Raw genomic sequence first — 24,369 nt, forward strand, 5'->3', positions numbered from 1 at the left:
GACAATTTTTATTTGTCTCAGCTTTTTTGTTTGTGTAAATAAGATAACGAATGTTGCAAGAGAAGGTCCACGTGCAACATAATCATCCAATCCACTACTGCCAATACAAAAATAGAGTCCGGAACAATTATTTATGTCTCAGTCTGTTTATTGTTTCGACAAGATGACTAACCAACCTTTTATAAAAATTTCATAACTTTAAAATACTGATATAATGGGAATATTGCAGTATTATGAGAGTAAATATACATAAAATTGATTGACAAATAACATGGTAAGTATTATAGTTGATTACACAACTAATCAACCAATCATGTTATAGGATAAGGAGAATGAATATGAAACCTACATTGAATGATGAAACACCTATATTTTTGCAAATTGCAGATATGATTAAAGATGATTTAGTTGAAGGACTTTTGTCAGAAGGTGAACAAATACCTTCTACAACAGAACTTTCGAATTTTTATAATATCAATAGGGCGACGGCTCAAAAAGGTATTACACTGTTGGTTGATGAAGGTATTGTTGTTAAGAAGAGAGGTATTGGTGTATTTATAGCTGAAGACGCGCGCGACAAGCTTGTAAATACAAGAATGCAAGCATTCTCTAATTCTTATATCCAGAATATGGTTAAAGAAGCTAAAAGACTAAATATAAGTAAAGAAGAACTCATAAGAAGGGTGGAACAAGATTATGACAATCATTGATATTCAAGATATGTCATTTAAGTATAAGGATGAAAACATTCTAGAGCATTTATCACTCCAAGAAGACGAACCTATGATTGTTGGATTATGGGGACGTAATGGTTCTGGTAAAACAACTTTAATGAAATTAATTTCTGGGCAAGAGCGTCCTGACGCAGGTCATCTATCTGTATTGGATAAGAAGCCATTTAACAATACGAGTGCAACGGAAGAAATCACTTATTTGCGAGAGAATCATTATTTTGGAAAATCATGGACAGTAAATGAGGCGATGAAGTTTGCAGCGATGTTTAATACGAATTGGGATCAAGAAGAGGCGGATTATTTAATTGATTTATTTGAATTACCAAGAAAGAAGAAAATTAAGACTTTCTCTAAAGGTATGCAGTCTATGGTACAAGGTGTGATTGGTATTGCGAGCCATGCACCTGTGACAATGTTAGATGAACCCACGAATGGTTTAGATGCATATATGAGAAAGGTATTCGTTAAAGCATTAATAAAGTCATATGATGAAGACCCAAGATATATAATGATTGCGTCTCATCATATTAAAGAAATAGAAAAAATTTGTGAAAAGCTAATTATCATTTCTAATCGTGATGTTAAGTTACATGAACCTATTGAGTATTTCCAATCAAGAGGTGCAGTATTACTTGGCAAGTTAGAAGATATTAAACAAGTTGTATCAGACAAAGATATTATCGAACAATCTACAATACTCAGTCAGCATAAAGTAATGGTGGATGTTTCGTATAGTGATTCATTGATAGAGCAATGTGAAGCTTTAAATATTAAAGTGGATAAAGCGAATATACAAGATTATTTAGTTAATATAACGATGACGAAGGAGGCCCATCATGAATAATTTTAAAGGTTCATTTTCAATTGTATTTAGGGAACTGAAACTTCAACTTTATATATTCACGGTTGTGCTTATACTTCTAGCAGCGCTTTATGTGGCTATTGGTTATTTTGGAGAACCAGAAGACTTTAGACCACTATTATCAGGTCCTGTGTTTGGTATATTAGGATTCTTACCATTGTTCTTATTTCACGATCCGTTTAAAGCATCTATTGAACTAGGTGCAACGAGAAAACAATATATTTTTAGCGTATGGTCTAGTTACCTAATATTCATGGTTGCATTGCTTATCGTACAAGAAGTTGTTAGCTATATCGTTCGATTAATTACAGACTCTTCAAAAAGTACAGTAGTATTATTGAGAGCAGGAGACTTAATACCAAATGCGAGTGTGTTAGATAACTTTTGGATTGATTTCCTAGCTATACTATTTATCGCAGGAGTATGTTTCTTACTAGCAGCTATTATGTATCGAGTTGGTATTATTCCAACTGCATTAGGTGTATTCGCTCTTGGCGTAATTGTATTCATTTGGTCTGTTTTAGGTGATATTATGCCACTTGTAGAATGGATAATGAATCATATTTATGAAACATTTCATATATTAGGAGCAGTTGGTGTAATAGCAGCGCTCTTGATATACCCTATAATGATAAAAGCTAGAATGAAAGAGTGAATATTTATAATAACTGAAGAGCTTGGGACATAAATCCTGAGCTCTTTTTTGGAATGGAACTGGTAAAAGTAAGAATTGATACTGTTATTGGATTAACGATGCGGAAAATCCAAATAGAGTGGCATTTGTTGGATTAATTAAGTCGAAAATCCAAATAGAGTGGCATTTGTTGGATTAATTAAGTCGAAAATCCAAATAGAGTGGCATTTGTTGGATTAATTAAGTCGAAAATCCAATTAGACCACCTTTTATTGGATTAATGATGCGGAAAATCCAATTAGACTACATTTTATTGGATTAATTATTACATAAATACACAAACTAACTTTTATTCTGACCCAAATCTAAAAATAAAGCTGAGACATATAAACATCTCAGGCTCCCTTAAGTAATTTCCATCATAATCTTCGTAATATATTCTTTTTCATTATTTTTAATCACTGAGTCGAATACATATTCTTCAAAAACGTATTGACCGATCTCTAAATTCCACTCTTCTATTTTGTTAAACATCTTTTGATAAGTTTCATAAATTGTTTGATCTAAACCGACATGATACCCGACTAAGTACTGTCCGTTTAGGGTAATGGTATTTGTATAGTCACTTTTATTTGAGGGTATTTCAACATAAAGATAGCTATATTGATTATATTGTTTATTTAAAATTTCATTTTTCTTTGTCACAACGCCTATTGGCTGACTAGAGAATAAATTGTGATGCTTGAGCTCATCTACAAATTGGTTTATTGACATTAGAAAATCTAGCTCGGAAACATTATTGATGTTATCACTAATATAAAATGTAGTGTTTTCTATATCGTGAAGTTCAATTTTATCGAATTCTGTATGGATAGCATCTTTGATAGATTTGATTTTATCGTTTATTACGAGCTCATTAAAATTTAATTGTTGTTTCTGTGCTTGTATGACTTTCTTTTGTTGTTGCATGAGATCTAGGAAAAGTTCTGGTGATTTGTCTTGTGTATATTGTTTAATTTCTTTTAAGGACATACCTAATTCTTTCAATAATGTAATGACACTAATAAACTCGATTTGTTTAACTGAGTAATAACGATAGCCACTTTCATTTTTAAAATCCGGCTTAAATAAGCCTATTTTGTCATAGTAAATCAATGTTTGTCGGCTAACATTTGTTAGACTTGCAAACTCGCTTATAGGTATATGATTAATTTTTTGCATAAATTGAATTCCTCCACTTGACTATATAGTTACTATACACTTTAAATTTAATATATTAAAGGTGTTTTTTGATATGAAAATGAAAACAAATAGATTAGAATATAGTGAAAATCACTTAATATTTAATAAAGTAATGAATAAGGAGGTCTAATATGAAGAATAAGTTAAACATTTTATATTTTAATATATTTCTTATGTTTTTAGGTATTAGTATTGTTATCCCAGTACTACCAACAATATTGTACGATTTAGATTTGAACGGTAGTGATTTAGGATTATTAGTAGCAGTGTTTGCGTTGTTTCAAATGATTGCTTCTCCATTTGGAGGAAGATTTGCAGATAAGTTTGGTAAGAAAATCATCATCATTATTGGACTTTTATTATTCTCCATATCAGAATTTATTTTTGCGGTAGGGAATACTTTTTCAATACTTTTATTATCAAGAGTGTTAGGTGGTATTAGTGCAGCGTTTGTAATGCCTGGTGTTAATGGTATGATCGGTGACTTATCAACCGCGGAAAATAGAGCAAGAAACTTTAGTTACATGTCAGCAGTAATTAACACAGGATTTATTATTGGACCAGGAGTGGGAGGATTCTTAGCAGAAATATCGCATAGAATGCCTTTTTATTTTGCCGGTGTATTAGGTATCATTGCGCTACTCTTCTCTATTATTTTATTAAAAGAAGAAAAAGAAGTAGAAGATGTCGACAAACCGAAAGTAAAAGAACCATTCCCATATAAATTGTTCGTCGTTCCTGTCGTTGTGATGTTGATTTTATCTTACGGTTTATCTTCAACTGAGACGATGTTCTCATTATATACAGCAGAAAAAGTAGGGTTCGAACCGAAAGATATTTCTATTGCGATTACAGGTGGAGCTATTGTAGGGGTTATATTCCAACTATTCCTATTTGAAAGAATCGTAGGAAGAATTGGAGAAATTAGACTTACATTGTTCTCACTTATATATTCAGTAATCGTGTTATTCGCATTTATTTTCGCTTCGAGTTATTTATCCGTTATGCTTGTAAGTTTTATTATATTTATAGGATTTGATTTAATAAGACCATCAATGACGAATTACTTCTCGAAATTGGCCGGAAAAAATCAAGGAACAGCGGGTGGCTTAAACTCTGCCGCAACCAGCGTCGGTAACTTAGTTGGCCCGTTAGTAGCAGGAGTAGTGTTCGATATAGATATCAACTTCCCAATGTACGTTGCGATAGGTTTCTTCGTATTTGCGGCGGTTATATTAGTGTTCTATAGACCAGATAAATTAAAGTTTTAAAATAAGCGAAGTGGGACTAGGTATGAAAAAAGTTTGATATAAGTGCAACTTCATACCAGTCAGCTATTGCCATTATATTGAATCAGCCTGAGACGTATACTGTGTCTCAGGCTTTTAATTTATCATTTTTATACTTAGTATAATTAATATACTCAAAACTGTTGACTTACATCTAAAATCGCGTTACAATTATCTCGAAATCGAAATAATATGTGGATAGGTGATGACATGAATAGAACAGATGAATCTTTAAAGGCATTGGTAGGTATTAAACGCTCGAATGATACGATTGATCGTATTGTTAAGCAAGACATGAAGAACTATGGTTTGAATATTACTGAATTTGCCGTAATGGAACTGTTATTTCATAAAGGTGATCAGCCTATTCAAAAGGTTAAACAACGTATTTTAATAGCAAGTAGTAGTACAACATATGTCATTGATCAATTAGTTAAGAAAGGTTATGTGAGACGTCGTCAAGATACGAAAGATAAACGAATCACGTATGCAGTATTAACTGATGAAGGGCATAAGTTAATGGAAAATATCTTTCCAAAGCATGCTGAAACAATTGCGAATGCTTTTTCTATCTTAGATGATGAAGAACTTGCTATATTAAGAAGAGCATTAAAAAAAATTAGCGCAATGTCTAATGAGTAAGTCACGCAAATTTTTTTTAGCGTTATTATTTCGAATTCGAAATAAAAAATAAAGAAAGAAGGAATCTATAATGAGTAATAACGAACTTATCGGAATCCATCACGTAACTGCTATAACAGATGATGCAGTAAGAAACTATGAATTCTTTACAGAAGTATTAGGAATGCGTTTAGTTAAAAAAACAGTAAACCAAGATGATATATATACGTACCATACATTTTTCGCAGATGATCAAGGATCACCAGGGACAGACATGACATTCTTTGATTTCCCAAATAGTCCTAAAGGTCAAAGAGGTACAAATTCTATTAGTCGTGCAGGCTTCAGAGTGCCAAACGATGCAGCTTTAGAATATTATTTAGAGAGATTTGAAGAATTTGGTGTTAAAAATGACGGTATTCAAGAACTGTTTGGTAAAAAAGTTTTACCATTTGAAGAGAAAGACGGTCAAAGATATCAATTATTCTCAGATGAATTAAATAAAGGTGTTGAACCAGGCATACCATGGAAAAATGGACCAGTTCCTGAAGATAAAGCGATATATGGCTTAGGACCAATTGAAATTACAGTTAGTTATTATGACGATTTCAAATCTGTATTGAAACAAATATATGGTATGAAACCAATTGTTGAAGAAGAAGATGTAACATTATTTGAAGTTGGCGAAGGTGGTAACGGTGGTCAAGTTATTTTAAGAAAAGATGACAAAACACCTGAAGCTAGACAAGGGTACGGTGAAGTTCATCACGTATCATTTAGAGTGAAAGATCACGAAGCTATCAAAGCATGGGAAGAAAAATATAAAGAACTACGCATTGGTAACTCTGGAAATGTTAATCGTTTCTACTTTGAAGCATTATATGCCAGAATTGGACATATACTAATAGAAATTTCTACAGATGGCCCAGGATTTATGGGAGACGAGCCTTATGAAACATTAGGGGAAAGTCTTGCGTTACCACCATTCTTAGAGTCTCAGCGTGAATATATTGAATCTGAAATTAAACATTTTGATACGACAAGAAAGCATGACTAATTAAATAGAAAAGGAGTGGTTCTGATGAAAGTGTTACGTCCAGAACAATTAACGCAAAAAGAAAACTATAAATTATTAATAGGGTCTGTTATACCTAGACCAATTGCATTAGTTACGACACAATCTGAAGACGGTATATTAAACATTGCACCCTTTAGTTTCTTTAACGTTGTTTCTTCAGAACCTCCTATACTATCTATAGCGGTACAAAGAGTAAATGGAGAATCGAAAGACACGGCTCGAAATATATTGGAGCAAAAAGAAGCAGTCGTACACATTGTAGATACAGAAAACGTTGAAAATACAAATGAAACCGCTGCGCTTTTAAATAGAAATGAAAGTGAACTTACGCGTACAACATTTGATACTGTAGAATCGTTAAGTGTCTCAGTACCAGGATTGAAACAAAGTAAGGTACGCTTTGAAGCTGTATTACACGATACAATGGCTATTAAAAAAGATGATAAATCTGTATCTGATTTAATATTATTAGAAATAAAACATTATCATTTTGATGATGCTATTTATAACGATGGCTATATTAATAAAGATGAATTAAGTGCAGTAAGTAGATTAGCAGGTAATGATTACGCTGAAATAGGGCGCACATTTACAATAGAAAGACCATAAAGTGAATGGAGTTGACTAGAAGTGAAACATATATTTAAACAAGGTGAACAAGGCAAACCTGTATTTCTTTTATTACACGGAACAGGTGGAGACGAGAGAGATTTACTACCTTTAGCAGAAATGCTTGATCCAAGTTATAATGCGTTGAGTGTAAAAGGTGAAATATCCGAAAATGGTATGGCGCGTTACTTCAAGAGACGTGCAGAAGGCGATTATGACTTAGAAGATTTAGAGTATAGAGGTCAAGAATTATATGACTTTATTAAAGAATCATCAAAAGAATATGAATTTAATTTAGAAGATGTTATACCAGTAGGCTTTTCAAACGGGTCGAATATGGCGATTAACTTAATACTAAGAGAAAGTACACCTTTCCAAAAAGCATTATTATTCGCACCATTATATCCTTTAGACTTACAAGATAATCAAAAAGATTTATCAAACTTTAAAGTATTCCTATCAATGGGTAAACAAGACCCAATCGTTACACAAGAACAAAGTGAACGAGTGATTGAAATATTTAAAGAACGCGGTGCAGAAGTACATGAAACTTGGGTGAACAGTCATGAAATTACACAAGAAGCAGTACTAGCAGCAAAAGAAATATTATAAGGGAGTGGAACAGCAATATTATTTTGCTAAAAAGATTTCGTAGTCCCACTCGAGCAAGGATGACTAGAATTGAAAAGCTTGATATAAGCATATTTTCAGTCCAGTCAGCTACTGCCATACAAAAGTAGAGTCCAGGACAATTATCTATGTCCTGGACTCTTTCTTTGTTAATATACAATCTGTTGATTAATTATAATCGTGTTGATTATAATGATATTTAACAAATAAACTTTTCTATGGAAGGAATTAATGAAATGGCTGAAGACCGTCGAGTAAGAAAAAGTAAAGCGGCTGTAAAGAAAGCTTTTATACAATTATTAGAAGATAGCCAAATAGAACGTATTACAATACGTCAGATTTCTGATAAAGCCGACATTAATAGAGGTACCTTTTACTTAAATTATGATGATAAATACGCACTCCTTGAAGAAATGGAAGACGAACAAATTGCAGATTTAAAAAAATTAGTCGACATCCGAAAAGTAAATCTTGCTCAAAAAACTGCAGAAGAATTCATTGAAATATTCTCTAATGAAGTTATTAAAAAAGTGATTATACACATTAGCGAAAATATAGAATTTTATCATGCTATTTTAAACTTAGATAGAACTAGTAAAATCGAAGAACGTATTACAGATATGATTCTCTCAAATATTAATTATTTAATTGGAGAAAATAACACAGTTTATGGTGTACCAGACGATTATTACTTAAGATATGTATCAGGTGCTTTAATGTCTATGGTTAAATATTGGGTGCACGACGAAAATCGTGTTTCTATAGAAGAACTTGTACAATATATCGTAACGATTTCAACTAGAGGGCCACTTTCCATTTTGAAACAATTGATAGATTCGAAGAAATAAGTTTATAAAATCTATAAAAATCTCTCCATCAGACTTAAACCTAATGGAGAGATTCTTATTTAATAACAATATATTTATTTATCGATTTCATCGCGTGATTTAATAATTTTATTGATAAAGCCGTAATCATAAGCTTCTTTTGTGCTTAACCAGTAGTCGCGCCCTGTATCTTTTTCGACTCTTTCCATAGGCTGTCCTGTTTCTTTCGCGATTAATTCATTGATTTTTTGACGTGTGCGTATAATTTCTTTAGCTGTAATTTCCATTTCTACAGATTGTCCTTGTACGCCACCTGAAGGTTGGTGAATCATGAATCTCGTGTTTGGCAGGCTATATCTGTTTTCTTTTTTACTAGCTAGATAAATAATTACGCCTGCGCTTACTACCCAACCAGAACCGATAATATTTACTTCTGGTTTCACGAAATTAATCATGTCATGAATATAATAACCTGAATCGACATGACCACCTTGACTGGAAATGAATAAAGTAATTGGTTCATCTCCCATTGCTTCTAGTAATAAAAGTTGGTTACCGACTTCTTTTGCAACTTTATCATTAATTTCACCAGTTATAATGATCGTACGTGTTTCTAATAGTTTTTCAGTTAGTATGTCTTTTTCTTGTTGTTTTTCTTCAGACATGAAATCACTCCTATCATAATATTTAACTTTATTGTGAATGATATATAAGTGCATTTCAAATAATTTGACCTTTATTGACCAAAAGTTTTTTATTATATATCAAATAAATCGTTAAATGCTTCGACCATAGTAGGGTGCGTATAAATATTATCTCTTAATCTTGTATAAGGCACATCCATATCCATAGCGAGTTTAAGAACGTTAATAATTTCTTCAGATCCTCTGCCGTACAAACTAGCGCCTAATATTTGTTGTGAATCTACATCTACTACTGCTTTGAATATACCTCTATCGTCGTTATTAACTTTGTGACGAGGAATATTTTTAACTTCAATCATACCTTCTTTTACATTGAAGCCTTCTTTTCTAGCTTTACTAGCTGTCATTCCGATACGTCCTAATGGTGGATCTAAGAATACTGTATATGGAACATGACCTCTATTTTTAGTTGAACGCTTTTTATTTCCTGAAATTTGATCTTTAACGATTCGGTAATCATCTAAAGAAATGTAAGTGAATTGAGGGCCACCTTTCACATCACCAACTGCATAAATATTTTCTACAGCAGTTTCTAGTGAAGAATTCACTTTAATTTCACCTTTATCGCCTATATTTATATCGGTATTTTCTAATGCGAGATCAGTGTTTGGTTTGCGTCCAGTCGCCAGTAGGACAGCATCGCCAACAATATCACCTTGGTTAGTATGGACGACAGGACGATTGTCTACAGTTGAAAATGCGTGAACTTCCGCTTCATCTATAAATTCTATACCTTGGTTCAACAACTGGTCGTAAATATGAGATGCTACATCTTTATCTTCAGTACCTAATATATGTTTACGATTATGAATCATCGAAACTTTACTACCGAGACTTGAGAAAATAGTCGCAAATTCTAATGCGATATAACCTGCACCAACGATTACGAGATGTTCTGGTAAATGACTTAATTCCATAATACCTTTAGAATCATAAATGTTCTCAGTTTGCTCAATTCCTTCTATTTCAGGTATATTTGAGCGACTACCTGTATTTATAATGATATGGTCTGCTTGAATAGATTCAACAACTTTATTTGATTTATTTAACAAATCGACAGTTTCATTATCTTTAAACTGTGCTTTATAAGTATAAACTTTAATATTTTCATCAGAATCTAGATTATCAAAATTTTTCTTATTTAATGCCGATACGACATCTTTTTTACGATTAATTGCTTCAATGAAGGTGTGATTTTCATTACCTTCATGTAATAACGTTTTAGAAGGTATACATCCGACATTAATACACGTACCACCATACATATTTGAATCTTGCTCAACTACAGCAACCTGGTTTCCTTGACCAGCAAAATCTTTAGCAAGCGTCTTGCCAGCTTTTCCAAAACCAATTACTAACATGTCATAATGCTTCATAATATAAAACCTCCGTTTCATAATCTCTATAATCAATTATAGTACTTTATAAAAATATTATGAAATTTTTGAATTTAAGGTATTATTTTCTTAATTTCTTATAAGTGCACAAAAGACAAAATTAATTATGTAAGCGTTTGAACCTATAATGAATATACAACATTCATTAGGAGGAAAAGTCATGGCTCAAAATTGGTTAGAAATAAATGAAAAAGTAATCATCGTAACAGGTGGTACTTCTGGTATCGGTAGACAAATTGTAAATTCATTATTAGAAAATGGTGCAGTTGTATATAATGTAGATTTAAAAGACAATCCAATTGATAACGGGAATTATCATTTTATAGAGACTGATGTGACGAATAAAGAAGCTGTTGAAAAGACAGTGAATACAATTTTTGAAGAACAATCTCGCATAGACGTATTAATTAATAATGCTGGCATTAATTTACCAAGATTATTAGTAGATGTTAAAGGCGAAAAGCCAGAGTATGAAATTAATATGAAAGATTTAGATTTAATGTTCGGTGTAAACTTGAAAGGGCCAATTCTATTCAGCCAAGAAGTAAGTAGACATTTTGTGAAACAAAATAAAGGAATTATCGTAAATATTGCTAGTGAAGCTGGCCAAGAAGGATCAGAAGGGCAAAGTATTTATTCTGCTACAAAAGCAGCTTTAATCGGATTTACGAGAAGTTGGGCTAAAGAGCTAGGGAAACATAACATTAAGGTTGTGGCTATAGCACCAGGAATTTTAGAAGAAACTGGTCTAAGAACTAAACAATATGAAGAAGCACTAGCTTATAGTAGAAATACGACAGTAGATAAATTGAATGGTGATTATTCAAAATCTATTCCTTTAGGTAGAGTTGGTAAGTTGTCAGAAGTAGCTGATTTAGTTTGTTATTTAAGCTCAGACAAATCAAGTTATATTACTGGTACAACGATTAATATCTCAGGTGGTAAATCACGAGGATAACTTTAAATAGAGGAAGGAGGGAAAGTATTGATATTAAATAAAAAACATTTATTAATTGTTGAAACGCTTAAAAAGCAAAGTATCTCAATTGATAAACTTTCCCATAAACTTTCTATTTCTCAAAGAACTTTAACGAATTACATTAATCAACTTCAAACTTATTTTGAAGGTTCTATTAGTATATTTAAGCAAAATCAATCGATTTCAATGATAGTAGCAGATGAAAAGAAATTTTTTAATTTACTCAAAGATTTAGAATCTCATATTCATTATCATTTTGATGAATTAGAGGAACGTGAAGAAAACATATTTCATTATTTGCTTTATAACGGCGTTTGTACAATAGATGATATAGCTGAAGATTTATTTCTAAGTAAAAGTGTTGTCAATAATACCATTAATGGTATTAAAACTAAATTAGAACATTATAGAGTTAGCATTAAAGGTACTCAAAATGTTGGTTTACGTATAGAAGGTAATGAACTAGAAGTGAGAAAAGTTTTAATAGAACTGTTCAATAGAAAGTATAGTTCTTACACATTACCAGATTCCATATATGCAATTCTCGATAAGACGAAAACACAATATAACTTAGACCACGCAACGTTTGACCGACTTATCACTGCAACTAAAGTTGTTTTATCAAGAATAGAAAATGATTATAAAATAAGACAAAATGTACAAATCGATGAAAGAGTGTTTGAGTCTGAAGACTTTATAGCTTTAAGCGAAATTAAAGAATATTTAAGTCATCAGTACTCAATAACATTTCCAAATTTAGAAATTTTACTAATCGTATTTCAAATTATAGGTAGAAGAGCTTCATTGTTAGATGAAATCATTTCAGAAGATGATCAATCTATTTTAAATCGCATTATTCAACAAACGATTGATGATATTGATTTTTATTACACTATCAAAATAGATGAAGAATTATTTAGCACGGATATACAACTTCACATTAAATACCTTATAAATAGGTTGATATTTGATATTAGAATACAAAATGACTTTATTAATGAAGTTGAGTACAGATATCCGTTTGCATATGAGCTTTCTAAAGTGTTAGCTACGAATATTGAAAAAGAAATCAATATTAAAGTGCCTTTAAATGAACTTGGATTTTTATCAATTTATTTCAGTGTCTATTTACAGCAGTTAGAACAAAAATTTAAAGAAATTCATTCAGTCGCATTTATAACAAACCAAGGTTTGAGTAGTGCGAAATTAATGAGAGTTCAATTAGAAAAAATATTTGGTAATCAAATAACGATTGATGTAATTAGTGAAAATGAGTTAAATCAATTTCAAATTGATGATTATGACTTAACGGTATCAACCATTAAAACAAATAGATTGTTTAACAGAATAATTTATATAGACAACATATTAGATGAACAAGCGTTAAAACTTAAAATCGAACAATTCATGATTTATAAAGACGTCAGCAATAAAAAGCTGTTTAACAAAAGTATTATAGTAGATTTTTTAAGTGAACAAGATGTTTATCAAATTAATGAAAGTATGGCGTATGAAGAAGTAATCGCGTATTTATCAAATGAACTGATTAATGAGAATAAAGTTGATCATACTTTTATTTCTAAAATTTTAGAGAGAGAAGAGCATAAATCAACAGTAACAGGATTTCTGGGATTCCCACACACTAGTCACTATTTTCATGGTATTTGGTTGAAATTAGCAATCATTAACCAACCATTGAATGATTGTGAAAAGGTAAAACTAGTTGTGCTCGTTGCGACACCAGAAACTGAAGTGAATGAAGCGGTACTAATCCGATTATATGAAGAGATTTTAGCTATTACGACCAATAGTTATATTATCAATCAGATAAGTAAAGATACGGATTACATAGCGCTTGCACATATATTAAATAAGGAAATGAGGGGTTAGCTATGTTTTTCATCATATTGATTGTCATATTAGCTGTTGGATTTATAATTCAATACTTGCTAGGTTTGCTTCAAATTAAAAATTTCACTAAACACTATACGGAATTGCGAGAAAATGGTCGCGTTGCTATTGGAAGAAGACCAGCTATTTTTAAATCGGGTACGTTGGTACTTCTTCAAATTAATAACCGTAATGAAATAGAAGATGCACGCTATATGCAAGGTGTCACAGTATTTTCTAAATTCAAGGAATTAAAAGGTTTAGAAGGATATAAGATTCAGAAATTAAGAGATACAGATTTAAAAAAGTATAACAAATTATTAATTAAAGCTATTTTAGACGCTCAACACACATTTAATATTATTCAATCTGGAGGAGAAATTGAAAAAATACCTTCTCCAATGATGAAAGCAGTTAAAAAAATTAATGGAATGTTTAAAAAAGAAGGGAGTAAATCAACATGGACTTCATAGTTAAGTTAGCAGAAGGTTTTATCAATTTATTTCAAACAGGCGCAGATACATTTATAGACTGGATGACAACAATTGTACCTTTAGTACTAATGTTATTAATTGCGATGAACACATTAATCCAATTAATAGGTGAAAAAAGAATTAACATAATCGCACAAAAATCATCTAAAAACCCATTTTTAAGATATTTAGTATTACCATTTTTAGGTTCATTTATGTTAGCAAATCCGATGGTCCACTCTCTAGGAAGATTTATGCCAGAGAAGTATAAACCAAGTTATTTTGCATCAGCAGCTCAGTTCGCACATACGAGTAACGGTCTGTTTCCGCATATTAACCCAGCAGAATTATTTATATTCTTAGGTATCGCAAACGGGGTTCAACAATTAGGATTACCGATGACGGATTTAGCAGTAAGATATTTACTTGTTGGTATAGTTATGAACTTTATTGGTGGATGGGTTACTGACTTTACAACTAGTTACGTAGAAAAACAACAAAAAGTAAAATTAAGTACAGAAGTTAAATTAGAAGGATGAGGTGAGCAACATGAGTAAAAAAGCTAGAATTGTTAAAGGTTCAGGTGGCTTTGGTGGCCCTTTAGAAATTGGAATAGAAGGCAAGAAAGACAAAGTTATGTATGTTACAGGTGGTCACAGACCTGAAATAGTAGATAAAATTTGTGAAATTACTGGTGGCTCACCTGTTAATGGTTTCGAAACATCAGTACCTGAAGATGAAATTATGGTTGCTGTTATAGATTGCGGTGGTACTTTGAGATGTGGTATTTACCCTCAAAAAGGTATCCCGACTGTAAATATTATGGCAACAGGTAAAAGTGGTCCTTTGAGACAACATATTACAGAAGATATTTATGTTTCGAATGTGGATGTAGATCAAGTAAGCGTAGCAGGAGAAAGTGATTCTAATGAAACAACAGCGGAATCAACTGCTTCAACTGAAGAAGCAAAAAGTAATGAAACTGCTTCATATTCTAAAGATAAAAAAATTATGGAAACAAGAGCAGAACAAGAAAATAAATCTATATTAACGAAAATTGGTCTTGCAGCAGGTAAAGTTATTAATACTTTCTATCAAGCTGCACGTGATGCAGTAGATACAATGTTGCATACAATCTTACCATTCATGGGATTTGTAGCATTATTGATCGGTATTATTCAAGGATCTGGAATTGGAGATGTATTTGCTAAAGTTATGTCACCATTAGCAGGTAACATTTGGGGTCTGCTTATAATTGGGTTTATATGCTCACTTCCATTTTTAAGTCCGTTGTTAGGGCCTGGTGGCGTAATAGGACAAGTATTAGGTACTTTAATTGGTGTAGAAATTGGTAAAGGGAATATACCGCCAAACTTAGCATTACCGGCATTATTTGCAATCAATACTCAAAATGCTGCTGATTTTATTCCAGTAGGGCTAGGCTTAGCAGAAGCAGAAACGAAAACAATTGAAGTCGGTGTGCCATCCGTACTGTATTCACGCTTCTTAAACGGTGTACCACGGGTATTTGTAGCATGGCTGGCAAGCTTTGGATTATATAAATAAATAAGAAGGAGTGCATAAATAATGTACAAGACAGAAATAAAGCGTATAGGAAAAGATGCATCAGCATTCGAAGCTGAAAAGATGGTTATATTATTTGGTGATAATGCACCTGATGAGTTAGTCGATTTTTGTTATATAATCGATATAAATGAGATAGATGGAGAAATAACTGAATCACAAACGCTATTTTTAGATGATAATGAATATAAAATTACAAAAGTAGGCTCTGCTGTTAATAAAAACTTAAATGATTTAGGTCATATTACTTTAAAGTTTGATGGGAGCATAGAAGCTGAACAATCTGGAACATTATATTTAGAAGACAAGCCTCTTGCTAATATAGAAGAAGGTACAAAAATAGAAATTAAATAGTTTTATAAAATCTATCCCTTTAAAAGTTAAATTTCACTTAACTTTTAAAGGGACTTTTTATGTTCAAAGGAGATGATTTTTTCGGTTTAATTTATTCTTTCATCATACAAATTTTAGGAAAGATAACATTTGTTTACTATATAAATAAAGTAACTTTCTATAGAAAATCAATACAAATTTCGAGAAAATTAATATAATTTTACACCATTGGTCGACCAGTTTCAATCGGTATAAGTTATAACGTTTGTGGCGGTTTTCACAATTTACGACAAGGTATATAAGTGTAATATTACAGTTGTGTTAATTTGTCGATATGCTAAGATACATAACTATATCGAAAGGGTGTTTAATCAAACATGAAATTTAACAAAAACAAAATTAATGTTGTTGATATGAAACAAACTAAGAAAAGTGTTTACGCAACAGGTATAGGTAATGCTATGGAATGGTTTGACTTCGGTCTATATTCTTATTTAGCAATTATTATTAGCCAAAACTTTTTTACTGGCGTACAGAACGATGAATTAAAATTAGTATTTACATTCGCAACATTTGCGATTGCATTTTTAATGAGACCGTTAGGCGGCGTCATATTTGGTAGAATTGGTGATCGTCTTGGTCGTAAGACAGTATTGACGACAACCATTATATTAATGGCTGCTTCAACTTTATTAATCGGTCTTTTACCTACATATGATCAAATTGGTATATGGGCTCCTATTCTTTTGTTAATTGCTAGAATTATTCAAGGGTTTTCAACTGGTGGAGAATATGCCGGTGCAATGGTATATATTGCTGAATTATCTCCTGATAACAGAAGAAGTGTACTAGGCAGTGGATTAGAAATTGGAACTTTAGCAGGTTACATACTTGCTTCTTTATTAGCGAGTGGTATGTTTATTGCTTTATCTGATGCACAAATGCTAGCGTGGGGCTGGAGAATTCCATTTATTCTTGGCGCACCACTTGGATTAATTGGTCTTTATTTAAGAAGACATTTAGACGAAACACCTATATTTGAAAATGAAATCGAAGAAAATGAAGAAGAACCTGAATCATTTGTATCGATTATTAAAAATCATAAAAAAGATATTATCTTATGCTTTATTACAGTGGCATTCTTTAATATCACGAACTACATGTTACTTTCATACATGCCATCATATTTAGACGAAGTTATTGGCATCTCAACAACTGTAAGTACAGTTCTTATTACGAGCGTTATGGTTGTAATGGTTCCACTAGCATTCTTATTCGGACGTCTAAGTGATAAAATCGGTAATAAGAAAGTTGTCTTATTCGGTTCATTTGGATTAACTGCATTTTCATTACTAGCCTTTTACTTTATGGGCATGAATCAGTTAATGTTTGTATCGCTTGGTATTTTAATACTTGGATTCTTCCTTTCAACTTATGAAGGTTCTATGCCAAGTTTATTACCGAGTATTTTCTTTACAGACGTACGTTACCGCACACTAGCTGTTACATTTAACGTATCAGTATCAATATTTGGTGGTACAACACCGTTAGTATCAACATGGTTAGTGCACGTTACTCAAAACCCACTAGCACCAGCATATTACTTAACAGCTGTCAGTCTTATCGGTTTCATAACGATTCTTGTATTATTTGAAACAACTTCAGGAAAAGCTTTAAAAGGCTCATATCCTACTGTATCAAATGAAAAAGAATTTAACCACGTTGTTAAAAATGCTGAAGAAGCATTATGGTGGAAAGAACAAGAATTACAAATAAAAGAGAAATAAGGACTGAGACATATCCTTTTCTCATAAAAAATCTCCTAACCCGTTGTATATTAAGAAGCGGGTTAGGAGATTATTTTATGCAATTTTGAGGAAAAAACACATATAATAAGTAAATATAGTATAGTTGATTCATTAAAGAAAATTATAGAAATGAAAAAATTGTGACGTTTATTGAAAAAGCATATGAGGTGATACGCGATGAAAGAATTATACAAAATATTTAAATATAAAGATTTTAAAAATTATTTCGTTGCTTTTTCAATATGGCATCTAGCTTCATGGGTAAGCATTACAATCATACCGATTTATGCTACTCATGTGTACGGTTTAGGAAATCAAGTAGCTGCTATTATAGGATTGCGTTGGTCACCTAATATTTTTTTAGGACCCTTTATAGGAACATTCATAAAAAATATCGGGCCTAAAAAAGCTACCATTTTAAGTATGTTAAGTTATGGCGTTGCTCTAATTATCTTAGTTAATATTACAAATTTATATCTTATTTTAATATTAGTTTTGTTGATGGGGATAAATGATGCTATTGGAGGTCCGGCTTCTCTCACTCTTAGAACACAAGCTTTTCCTGAAGATTTAGCCATGCTAGGTAATTCGCTAATTCAAGGCGTCAACAGGTTATCTAAAGTTATAGGTCCATTGCTCTCGGCCTTACTACTAAAATTCATAGGTTTAAAAGCAGAAGTGTATTTCATTTTTGCTTTTATTTTAATAGCTGTATTTTTATTAAAAGGATTTAAAGATCAAAGTGATATGAAAACTGTATCCAACTATAAAAATATAAAAATAAAAGAATATATAAAAAGTGTGTATAAGACTTTGATAGATTTCCTTATGTTTATGAAAAATAATAAATTAATAATGGGGCTTACTGTTACAGGCTTAGGATATATGATTACATTTGGCGGACTGAAAATATACTTGTTATGGTTAGCAGATAGTTTAGGGGATAGAGAAAATCTATGGCTATTATTCCTGTCTGCACAAGGGTTTGGTGCATTAATAGGTGCCAGTTTAAGTGTGTCACTTTCGAATAAAATTAAAGATTCACAACTTAAATTAATTTACATATTGACTAGTGTATTAGAAGCTTTATTGTTAAGTTTATTAATCTTCTCAGAAAATATGAATACAAGTAGTGGAGTTATATTAAGTTTTATAGTTTTAATAATGGCGGGTATTCCTGAAACTATTTGCTTTATTGCGTATTACACTTTGTTACACAAAAAGTTAACAGAGAGTCAACTCGCTGATTATCATAGTATAACTTTACCTATTTATGATGCAGTACTTTTTGTGGGAATAAGCCTTGCAGGAGTATTATTAAATTTTGTTAGTATTAAACTTGTTTTATTAATATGCGTTTCATTTACAATTCTGCCGTTTATTCCATATTTAAAGATATTTTTGAAGAAAGAAGAAAATAGTAAACAATAATCATTTAATGAATGGTATTGATAAAAGAAGCTGAGTGATTGGATTTATTAAGGCGAATGGTTAATCCGATAGATATAAAAATGGCTGGGACATTGATTATGTCCCAGCCTCATTCATTATAATGGCAGTAGCTGACGGGGTTAAAAATACACTTACATCAAGCTTTTTTCAACTCTAGTCATCCTTGGCGGGGTGGGGATACGAAATCTTTTTAATAAAATGAGAATTCTGTTCCACTCCCTTTTTTATACTTTATTTTCAATTGTTTGTATCGTTACATTTAACCCGAAGTATTTTTGCAAGATGGATTTGTAATTTTGTGGTGTTACTGGTGATTGTTCTTTACCATCAGCTTTAGTTATCGTTAGTTGATCCTGTGACATTGTAACGCGGCCATAAGTTTTAGCCATTGTGATGAGCAATGTTTGTACGAATATAGATTCTGGGTTATGCTCATTAAATTCTAAATGTTCTACAAAATATGACCATGGTCTGGATATATTTTTAGCTTTATATGAAGTTCTCCAAGAATTATCGTCTTGTAGTTTTTGAACAAGAATTTCTTCGTTTTCTCCGTAGATTGCACGATAGCTACCTGATACAGTAGTGACAGTCATATTTTCAGATTCATGGTGAACGGGTAATGCGTTAATAGGTAAGTCTCCAAATCCTACGTCAGCTATATATGGTCTATCTAATTGCACGATAGTTGTCATGTGTGAACCATCGTTACTCCATCCATCATCAGGTGTGTGTATAGTAGCGGATGCGCAAGTAATACTAAAATCTTTTTGTTCTAAGTAAAACTGAAATATAGTGTTCATTTCATAACAAAATCCTCCACGATGATTTATAACAATCTTTTCATATAAGTCATCGATATTAACGGAAATAGGTTTTTGATTTTGTACGCTAATATTTTCGAAAGGAACAGTGTACATAAAGCGTGTTATATAATGATTTAAAGTTTCTAAATTAATTTGATTATAATTTTTAGAATCTATTTTTAAATATTCTTCAAACTTTTGAATATCCATTTATATGCCTCCAATAATTATTATTAATTCTATTATAAAGGATAGTTTACATTTATATGTTAATATAAGATTGAAGTTAAAGGGTATACAATAGAAAGTAAGGTAATAAGTATGAAAATTGGTGCGATTTCTGACTTGCATATCGATCGAAGTAATCATTATTTCCCGAAAGATTTTGAAGATGTTTTAATTGATGAAGTGAAGCGATTGAAACTAGATATGTTACTCATAGCAGGCGATATTTCTAACCATTATCAGCAAACAATGCCATTTATACAAAATGTTAAGCATCAAACAAATATAGAAGTGTTATTTATTCCTGGTAATCATGATTATTGGAAAAATGAAGCGGAAGAAAAGACTTCTTATGAAATATTTGAGTATTATAAATCACAACCAGAAAGTATAATTGCAGACCCATATATAATCAATGAGGAATGGGCGATTGTAGGTCATAGTGGTTGGTATGATTACAGTTTTGCTGATAGTGAAAAATTTAGCCTAGAGCGTTTAGAAAGAAGAAAATATTACGGCTCAACTTGGTTAGATAAAGAAAGAATAGATTGGGGTAAGTCTGATCTAGAAATGTCTAAACTAGCAGCAGATTCAGTAAGACGAGATTTAGAAAAAGTTAAAGACAAAAATATTATTTTGATGACGCACATCGTCACACACAAACAATTTGCTGTACCTATGCCACATAGAATATTTGATTATTTTAATGCGTTTATAGGAACATCAGATTTTGATTTATTTTATGAAAAGTATCCGATAAAATATAGCATAATGGGACACGTACATTTTCGTAATAATATAGAAGAAAAAGGTGTCAATTTTATTTGTCCATGCTTAGGATATCAGAGAGAATGGCGTTCTAAAGATTTAAAACAAGAAATACAAAATACAATTCAAATTATTGAAATTTAGAAAGCAAGTCGCTTAGCAAATAAGACGATATTTGTTCAAAATAGGTGATAAAGTGAAAAAATTTATTTCAATTTTCGTTGTTAGTGGGCTGGTACATACATTATTCTCGTTGTATTGGGCATTTGGAGGAACAGCTGGATTATTATCAGTCGGTTCTTGGGTTTTTACATTTAATGCACAGTGGGGAATATGGATGAACCTCATGTTAATTGTGGTCGGTTTATTTAAAGGAATAGCAACATTAGCACCTTTGTATTTATTGAAAACATATAATGAAATTTTATTCTATATATCATGTATAGGTTCAGTATTTTTAATGATATATGGAGGTTTAAATACAGGTGTAGGATGGTTAAAGTTGTTGCAAGTTATCCAGTATCATGATTTTTATACTACATTTGGCCAAGCGATGGTATGGGACCCTCTATTTTTATTGTGGGGTATAGGACTATTCGGATTCTTAATGAAAATAAAAAACAAAACACAAAGCAAAAATTAATCTAAGTAAATACTGGAGCTTGGATTTGAATCCTTGCTCATAATTAAGAGGCTGAGGCAGTTAAATTGTCTCAGTTTTTTTGTTTTAGTAAATATGGTATAAAGTTGCGAATGTTGCAAGACGAGGTGCACGTGCAATATATTACCCTCGAATGTTGCAAGACGAGGAGCACGTGCAATATATTACCCTCGAATGTTGCAAGACGAGGAGCACGTGCAACATAGCACCCCCGAAAGTTGCAAGAGAAGATCCACATGCAACATAAAGCCCCTGAAAGTTGCAAGAGAAGGTCCACGTGCAACATAAGGCCTTCGAATGTTGCAAGACGCCTCCCACGTGCAACATAAGGCAGCTCCAAGAAGATAGAAGGGGTGAAAAACTGGACATAATCCTATTTCCAATATATACAGCTCCTGCTAACACAATGAAAGAGTCCGAGACAAGTATTTGTCCGGACTCTTCTTAATGCTTATTTTACTGAATTTCTTACAATATCTATCGTGTTCATCCATATAATGTGACCGAGTAATTCTGATAAATGTTCTTCAGCAGGTAAGTCTTCTTTTGCTGGTGTTAAGTTTAATTTTGGTAATACAAATTCATGGAATATAACATGGACACCTACACCAAATAATATACCTTTGCCGAAAGTAATCTTGCTACATTTTTCAGCTATTAAACCATATAGTAATGCGTTTCCAACAGAGAAACCATAATGAATGCCCATTACAGGGATAGGTATTTCATTCTCATTATAAGTGACTGTGAAATTTTGTACGTTTTCTGGAACATTAAATTGTTTCATCATTTTTACAGGTGGTGGTTCTTCTTCACGTTCGGGAGTACAAGGAGGGAGTAGAGATTCCCAGCCCATTTTCACAGCTCCAGCGAGTAATCCACCAACGACTCCTGTTGCTAATACACGTTTACAAGAAATATTACTCATTTCTTTCACCTCTTTTAAATCGACTATTCTTTGTATACCCGGAAACATCATAACTTAAAAGCAGTCTGCCGACAGTCTAACAAACTTGAAAAATACTATGTTTAAATAGAAATAAATATAAAAATAAAGGTGGATAGCATTGAAAATTCTAGATAAACCAATGACTAAAAGGATTATAATATTTTTTAGTATATCAATGAGTCTTATGCTAATATCAGGAATTATTACATATATTGTGAATCCTAATATCGAAATAATAAAAAATATACAAGGTTTACCTGAGGATAAACAACGGGCAGAAGGATTAGAGAAAGTTTGGCAATATATTATAAATAATGGGTTTAAAGTGCCATTACAAATGTTAATATTATCAATTATTCCTATACCATTCTTATATTCAGCAAACTTAATATCAACATCCATATTAACTGGATTTGTCTTTACATTATTAATAAGGGTCGACTTACATTTAGGATTAATAGGTGTAGGGTCGTCAATTCCTCATACAGTAATAGAGCTGTTAAGTTACGCAGTATTTGCTGCGTCATTATATTTACTTAATAAATCAATTATTAGAACGATAAGTAATTTATTTCGCAAAAACAAAAAGACAAAAGTATCTATTTTAAAAAGTATCGTCACAGTAGCTAAAGTATACATATTATTAGTACTACCACTTAGTATTATCGCTGCGTTTTTAGAAACATATTTTACGAACTTTTTAATGGATTTATTAAAGTAGTAGAAAAACTGCTCTCCAATAAAAACTTATTAATGGAGAGCAGTTTTTTAATTTTATTTATAAGCTTTCTCAATATCATCTAATTGTTTAATTGTAGAATTGATACCGCCTGCACCGAAGAACCATGTGTTAGCATCAAACTCTAAAATGTCGTTATTTTTAATTGCGTTTACATTTTTGATAACTGGATTTTTTAATTCTTGTGGTATGCCTTTAGTTTCTTTATCTGTTCTATTTATATAGAAGATTTTATCTGGGTTTTTCTTAGCTATGTATTCATACGAAACGACTTGACCGCTTGAGTTGGCTGGCATTTTTGAATCGATATGTTTAATTCCTAAATCTCCATTTAAAAATCCACCGTATCTACCAGTTGAGCCGTAAGTTTTAATACCTTTATTATCTACATTTGTGAACATAACTTTGTCGTCATTGATGACTTCTTTTACTGATGAAACTTTTTTATCGAGCTTTTTGATAAGTGATTGAGTTTCTGATTCTTTATCAAATATTTTTCCAATGTTCGTAGCATTTTCTTTAATAGAATCTATATATTGATCATCATCAGGACTTACATACAACACTTTAGCGTTTGGTGCAGCTTTCTTAAATTCTTCTAAGTTTTTAGTATATGCTTGTCTAAATGAAATCAAAATTAAATCAGGATCTTTTTCTGCAATTTTTTCGAAATTAGGTCTTCCAGGATTGCCTAAATTTGTATACTTTTTATCTTTAAATGTTGATAAATAGTCTGGTAAAAAGCTACCGTTTTCTCCTTTAGGTATTGCTGTGATATGGTCTTCTAAATTTAAATCTTGCATAATATCCAGTGCGCCATAGTCCATAACAATTACATTCTTAGGATTTTTAGGAATTGTCACAGTTTCAGTCTTTTTCTTACCTCGATTGTGATCTTGGTTCTTTTCTTTATATTCAAATGTTTTCTTGATTGTTACTGTTTCTTTCTCACTTTTTGCTGCTTTATTGTCATTATTACTACATGCAGTTAATAGTAAAAGTGCACAAACGACAAGAGTTATGTATTTTCTCATATTTCGTTCTCCTTCATTTCTAATTGATAACACTTCTCAAT

The 24,369-nt window shown here is 31.7% G+C and carries 26 protein-coding genes; 20 read left to right on the forward strand and 6 right to left on the reverse strand.

Features of this window, described 5'->3' with window-relative positions; genetic code table 11:
- Nucleotides 1-338 precede the first annotated feature (338 nt).
- Genes ACO6VN_RS01465 through ACO6VN_RS01475 form a run of 3 tightly spaced genes read left to right on the forward strand, consistent with a single transcriptional unit; the run spans nt 339 to nt 2,251 of the window.
- A complete protein-coding gene (locus ACO6VN_RS01465; protein ID WP_017000320.1) occupies nt 339-710 on the forward strand; it encodes a GntR family transcriptional regulator in 372 nt (123 codons plus the stop codon).
- The gene (locus tag ACO6VN_RS01470; RefSeq protein ID WP_422404150.1) at nt 697-1,578 is read left to right on the forward strand and encodes an ATP-binding cassette domain-containing protein; all 882 of its coding nucleotides are present in this window, start codon (nt 697-699) and stop codon (nt 1,576-1,578) included. Before ACO6VN_RS01465 ends, ACO6VN_RS01470 begins: the two co-directional genes overlap by 14 nt.
- Nucleotides 1,571-2,251, forward strand: a complete 681-nt coding sequence (locus ACO6VN_RS01475) for a hypothetical protein (RefSeq protein ID WP_216683791.1) — start codon at nt 1,571-1,573, stop codon at nt 2,249-2,251. Before ACO6VN_RS01470 ends, ACO6VN_RS01475 begins: the two co-directional genes overlap by 8 nt.
- Before the next feature lie 384 nt (nt 2,252-2,635).
- Here ACO6VN_RS01475 and ACO6VN_RS01480 read toward each other — a convergent pair whose 3' ends face one another.
- Nucleotides 2,636-3,451 (reverse strand): MerR family transcriptional regulator, encoded by an 816-nt coding sequence (locus ACO6VN_RS01480; protein ID WP_218688130.1) that lies wholly within the window; start codon nt 3,449-3,451, stop codon nt 2,636-2,638.
- A 152-nt stretch (nt 3,452-3,603) separates the two neighbouring features.
- On the opposite strand from ACO6VN_RS01480, the gene norA reads away from it, so the two are divergent.
- The 6 genes from norA to ACO6VN_RS01510 all read left to right on the forward strand — a co-directional run bounded on the left by norA (nt 3,604) and on the right by ACO6VN_RS01510 (nt 8,547).
- Nucleotides 3,604-4,743: a multidrug efflux MFS transporter NorA gene (gene norA / locus ACO6VN_RS01485; RefSeq protein ID WP_017000324.1), complete on the forward strand. Its 1,140-nt coding sequence runs from the start codon at nt 3,604-3,606 to the stop codon at nt 4,741-4,743.
- 228 nt (nt 4,744-4,971) lie between these two features.
- Nucleotides 4,972-5,403 carry a MarR family winged helix-turn-helix transcriptional regulator gene (locus ACO6VN_RS01490; RefSeq protein WP_017000325.1) on the forward strand — a complete coding sequence of 144 codons (432 nt, stop codon included), beginning with the start codon at nt 4,972-4,974 and terminating at the stop codon, nt 5,401-5,403.
- Nucleotides 5,404-5,473: 70 nt separating this feature from the next.
- Nucleotides 5,474-6,439: a ring-cleaving dioxygenase MhqE gene (gene mhqE / locus ACO6VN_RS01495; RefSeq protein ID WP_017000326.1), complete on the forward strand. Its 966-nt coding sequence runs from the start codon at nt 5,474-5,476 to the stop codon at nt 6,437-6,439.
- A gap of 24 nt (nt 6,440-6,463) precedes the next feature.
- Nucleotides 6,464-7,069, forward strand: a complete 606-nt coding sequence (locus ACO6VN_RS01500; protein WP_194201128.1) for a flavin reductase family protein — start codon at nt 6,464-6,466, stop codon at nt 7,067-7,069.
- 21 nt (nt 7,070-7,090) lie between these two features.
- Nucleotides 7,091-7,681: a methylhydroquinone degradation carboxylesterase MhqD gene (mhqD, locus tag ACO6VN_RS01505; protein WP_422404151.1), complete on the forward strand. Its 591-nt coding sequence runs from the start codon at nt 7,091-7,093 to the stop codon at nt 7,679-7,681.
- Between the two features lie 254 nt (nt 7,682-7,935).
- Nucleotides 7,936-8,547, forward strand: a complete 612-nt coding sequence (locus ACO6VN_RS01510) for a TetR/AcrR family transcriptional regulator (RefSeq protein WP_422404152.1) — start codon at nt 7,936-7,938, stop codon at nt 8,545-8,547.
- A gap of 74 nt (nt 8,548-8,621) precedes the next feature.
- Here the strand turns inward: ACO6VN_RS01510 and ACO6VN_RS01515 are convergent, their stop codons facing one another.
- Complete coding sequence (locus ACO6VN_RS01515; protein ID WP_017000329.1) at nt 8,622-9,191, reverse strand: ATP-dependent Clp protease proteolytic subunit; 570 nt, start codon at nt 9,189-9,191, stop codon at nt 8,622-8,624.
- A gap of 92 nt (nt 9,192-9,283) precedes the next feature.
- Complete coding sequence (gene merA / locus ACO6VN_RS01520) at nt 9,284-10,606, reverse strand: hypothiocyanous acid reductase MerA (RefSeq protein ID WP_216683786.1); 1,323 nt, start codon at nt 10,604-10,606, stop codon at nt 9,284-9,286.
- A 181-nt stretch (nt 10,607-10,787) separates the two neighbouring features.
- Here merA and ACO6VN_RS01525 point away from each other — a divergent pair, with 181 nt between their 5' ends.
- The 8 genes from ACO6VN_RS01525 to ACO6VN_RS01560 all read left to right on the forward strand — a co-directional run bounded on the left by ACO6VN_RS01525 (nt 10,788) and on the right by ACO6VN_RS01560 (nt 19,125).
- Nucleotides 10,788-11,585 (forward strand): SDR family oxidoreductase, encoded by a 798-nt coding sequence (locus ACO6VN_RS01525; protein WP_194201124.1) that lies wholly within the window; start codon nt 10,788-10,790, stop codon nt 11,583-11,585.
- A 27-nt stretch (nt 11,586-11,612) separates the two neighbouring features.
- A complete protein-coding gene (locus ACO6VN_RS01530; RefSeq protein ID WP_422404153.1) occupies nt 11,613-13,496 on the forward strand; it encodes a BglG family transcription antiterminator in 1,884 nt (627 codons plus the stop codon).
- A 2-nt stretch (nt 13,497-13,498) separates the two neighbouring features.
- Nucleotides 13,499-13,969: a transcriptional regulator GutM gene (locus ACO6VN_RS01535; protein WP_194201122.1), complete on the forward strand. Its 471-nt coding sequence runs from the start codon at nt 13,499-13,501 to the stop codon at nt 13,967-13,969.
- The gene (srlA, locus tag ACO6VN_RS01540; RefSeq protein ID WP_194201121.1) at nt 13,957-14,508 is read left to right on the forward strand and encodes a PTS glucitol/sorbitol transporter subunit IIC; all 552 of its coding nucleotides are present in this window, start codon (nt 13,957-13,959) and stop codon (nt 14,506-14,508) included. Before ACO6VN_RS01535 ends, srlA begins: the two co-directional genes overlap by 13 nt.
- Before the next feature lie 10 nt (nt 14,509-14,518).
- Nucleotides 14,519-15,535, forward strand: a complete 1,017-nt coding sequence (srlE, locus tag ACO6VN_RS01545; protein WP_194201120.1) for a PTS glucitol/sorbitol transporter subunit IIB — start codon at nt 14,519-14,521, stop codon at nt 15,533-15,535.
- 21 nt (nt 15,536-15,556) lie between these two features.
- Nucleotides 15,557-15,907 (forward strand): PTS glucitol/sorbitol transporter subunit IIA, encoded by a 351-nt coding sequence (locus ACO6VN_RS01550; protein ID WP_194201119.1) that lies wholly within the window; start codon nt 15,557-15,559, stop codon nt 15,905-15,907.
- A 356-nt stretch (nt 15,908-16,263) separates the two neighbouring features.
- Nucleotides 16,264-17,673, forward strand: coding sequence for an MFS transporter (locus ACO6VN_RS01555; RefSeq protein WP_194201118.1), 1,410 nt, complete (start codon nt 16,264-16,266; stop codon nt 17,671-17,673).
- A gap of 198 nt (nt 17,674-17,871) precedes the next feature.
- Nucleotides 17,872-19,125 (forward strand): MFS transporter, encoded by a 1,254-nt coding sequence (locus ACO6VN_RS01560; protein ID WP_422404154.1) that lies wholly within the window; start codon nt 17,872-17,874, stop codon nt 19,123-19,125.
- A 245-nt stretch (nt 19,126-19,370) separates the two neighbouring features.
- On the opposite strand, the gene ACO6VN_RS01565 is transcribed toward ACO6VN_RS01560, so the two are convergent.
- Complete coding sequence (locus tag ACO6VN_RS01565; protein ID WP_422404155.1) at nt 19,371-20,162, reverse strand: arylamine N-acetyltransferase family protein; 792 nt, start codon at nt 20,160-20,162, stop codon at nt 19,371-19,373.
- Nucleotides 20,163-20,273: 111 nt separating this feature from the next.
- Between ACO6VN_RS01565 and ACO6VN_RS01570 the strand changes: the two genes are divergently transcribed.
- Nucleotides 20,274-21,089, forward strand: a complete 816-nt coding sequence (locus ACO6VN_RS01570) for a metallophosphoesterase (RefSeq protein WP_194201115.1) — start codon at nt 20,274-20,276, stop codon at nt 21,087-21,089.
- A gap of 52 nt (nt 21,090-21,141) precedes the next feature.
- Nucleotides 21,142-21,588, forward strand: a complete 447-nt coding sequence (locus ACO6VN_RS01575) for a DUF3995 domain-containing protein (protein WP_422404156.1) — start codon at nt 21,142-21,144, stop codon at nt 21,586-21,588.
- A gap of 469 nt (nt 21,589-22,057) precedes the next feature.
- Here the strand turns inward: ACO6VN_RS01575 and ACO6VN_RS01580 are convergent, their stop codons facing one another.
- A complete protein-coding gene (locus ACO6VN_RS01580) occupies nt 22,058-22,534 on the reverse strand; it encodes a DUF1440 domain-containing protein (RefSeq protein ID WP_422404157.1) in 477 nt (158 codons plus the stop codon).
- A gap of 139 nt (nt 22,535-22,673) precedes the next feature.
- Between ACO6VN_RS01580 and ACO6VN_RS01585 the strand changes: the two genes are divergently transcribed.
- On the forward strand, nt 22,674-23,276 hold the full coding sequence (locus ACO6VN_RS01585) for a stage II sporulation protein M (protein WP_257504136.1): 603 nt from the start codon (nt 22,674-22,676) through the stop codon (nt 23,274-23,276).
- Nucleotides 23,277-23,329: 53 nt separating this feature from the next.
- Here the strand turns inward: ACO6VN_RS01585 and ACO6VN_RS01590 are convergent, their stop codons facing one another.
- Entirely contained in the window at nt 23,330-24,328 is a 999-nt protein-coding gene (locus ACO6VN_RS01590) for a siderophore ABC transporter substrate-binding protein (protein ID WP_422404158.1), read from the reverse strand.
- Nucleotides 24,329-24,369 lie beyond the last annotated feature (41 nt).

Source organism: Mammaliicoccus sp. JADD-157 (genome assembly GCF_049310805.1).
Taxonomy (GTDB): Bacteria; Bacillota; Bacilli; order Staphylococcales; family Staphylococcaceae; genus Mammaliicoccus; species Mammaliicoccus lentus.

Coding starts and splice junctions, on each gene's coding strand:
- ACO6VN_RS01465 (WP_017000320.1), top strand. CDS start 339: ATGAAACCTACATTGAATGATGAAACACCTATATTTTTGCAAATTGCA.
- ACO6VN_RS01470 (WP_422404150.1), top strand. CDS start 697: ATGACAATCATTGATATTCAAGATATGTCATTTAAGTATAAGGATGAA.
- ACO6VN_RS01475 (WP_216683791.1), top strand. CDS start 1,571: ATGAATAATTTTAAAGGTTCATTTTCAATTGTATTTAGGGAACTGAAA.
- ACO6VN_RS01480 (WP_218688130.1), bottom strand. CDS start 3,451: ATGCAAAAAATTAATCATATACCTATAAGCGAGTTTGCAAGTCTAACA.
- norA (WP_017000324.1), top strand. CDS start 3,604: ATGAAGAATAAGTTAAACATTTTATATTTTAATATATTTCTTATGTTT.
- ACO6VN_RS01490 (WP_017000325.1), top strand. CDS start 4,972: ATGAATAGAACAGATGAATCTTTAAAGGCATTGGTAGGTATTAAACGC.
- mhqE (WP_017000326.1), top strand. CDS start 5,474: ATGAGTAATAACGAACTTATCGGAATCCATCACGTAACTGCTATAACA.
- ACO6VN_RS01500 (WP_194201128.1), top strand. CDS start 6,464: ATGAAAGTGTTACGTCCAGAACAATTAACGCAAAAAGAAAACTATAAA.
- ACO6VN_RS01510 (WP_422404152.1), top strand. CDS start 7,936: ATGGCTGAAGACCGTCGAGTAAGAAAAAGTAAAGCGGCTGTAAAGAAA.
- ACO6VN_RS01515 (WP_017000329.1), bottom strand. CDS start 9,191: ATGTCTGAAGAAAAACAACAAGAAAAAGACATACTAACTGAAAAACTA.
- merA (WP_216683786.1), bottom strand. CDS start 10,606: ATGAAGCATTATGACATGTTAGTAATTGGTTTTGGAAAAGCTGGCAAG.
- ACO6VN_RS01525 (WP_194201124.1), top strand. CDS start 10,788: ATGGCTCAAAATTGGTTAGAAATAAATGAAAAAGTAATCATCGTAACA.
- ACO6VN_RS01535 (WP_194201122.1), top strand. CDS start 13,499: ATGTTTTTCATCATATTGATTGTCATATTAGCTGTTGGATTTATAATT.
- srlA (WP_194201121.1), top strand. CDS start 13,957: ATGGACTTCATAGTTAAGTTAGCAGAAGGTTTTATCAATTTATTTCAA.
- srlE (WP_194201120.1), top strand. CDS start 14,519: ATGAGTAAAAAAGCTAGAATTGTTAAAGGTTCAGGTGGCTTTGGTGGC.
- ACO6VN_RS01550 (WP_194201119.1), top strand. CDS start 15,557: ATGTACAAGACAGAAATAAAGCGTATAGGAAAAGATGCATCAGCATTC.
- ACO6VN_RS01555 (WP_194201118.1), top strand. CDS start 16,264: ATGAAATTTAACAAAAACAAAATTAATGTTGTTGATATGAAACAAACT.
- ACO6VN_RS01560 (WP_422404154.1), top strand. CDS start 17,872: ATGAAAGAATTATACAAAATATTTAAATATAAAGATTTTAAAAATTAT.
- ACO6VN_RS01565 (WP_422404155.1), bottom strand. CDS start 20,162: ATGGATATTCAAAAGTTTGAAGAATATTTAAAAATAGATTCTAAAAAT.
- ACO6VN_RS01570 (WP_194201115.1), top strand. CDS start 20,274: ATGAAAATTGGTGCGATTTCTGACTTGCATATCGATCGAAGTAATCAT.
- ACO6VN_RS01580 (WP_422404157.1), bottom strand. CDS start 22,534: ATGAGTAATATTTCTTGTAAACGTGTATTAGCAACAGGAGTCGTTGGT.
- ACO6VN_RS01590 (WP_422404158.1), bottom strand. CDS start 24,328: ATGAGAAAATACATAACTCTTGTCGTTTGTGCACTTTTACTATTAACT.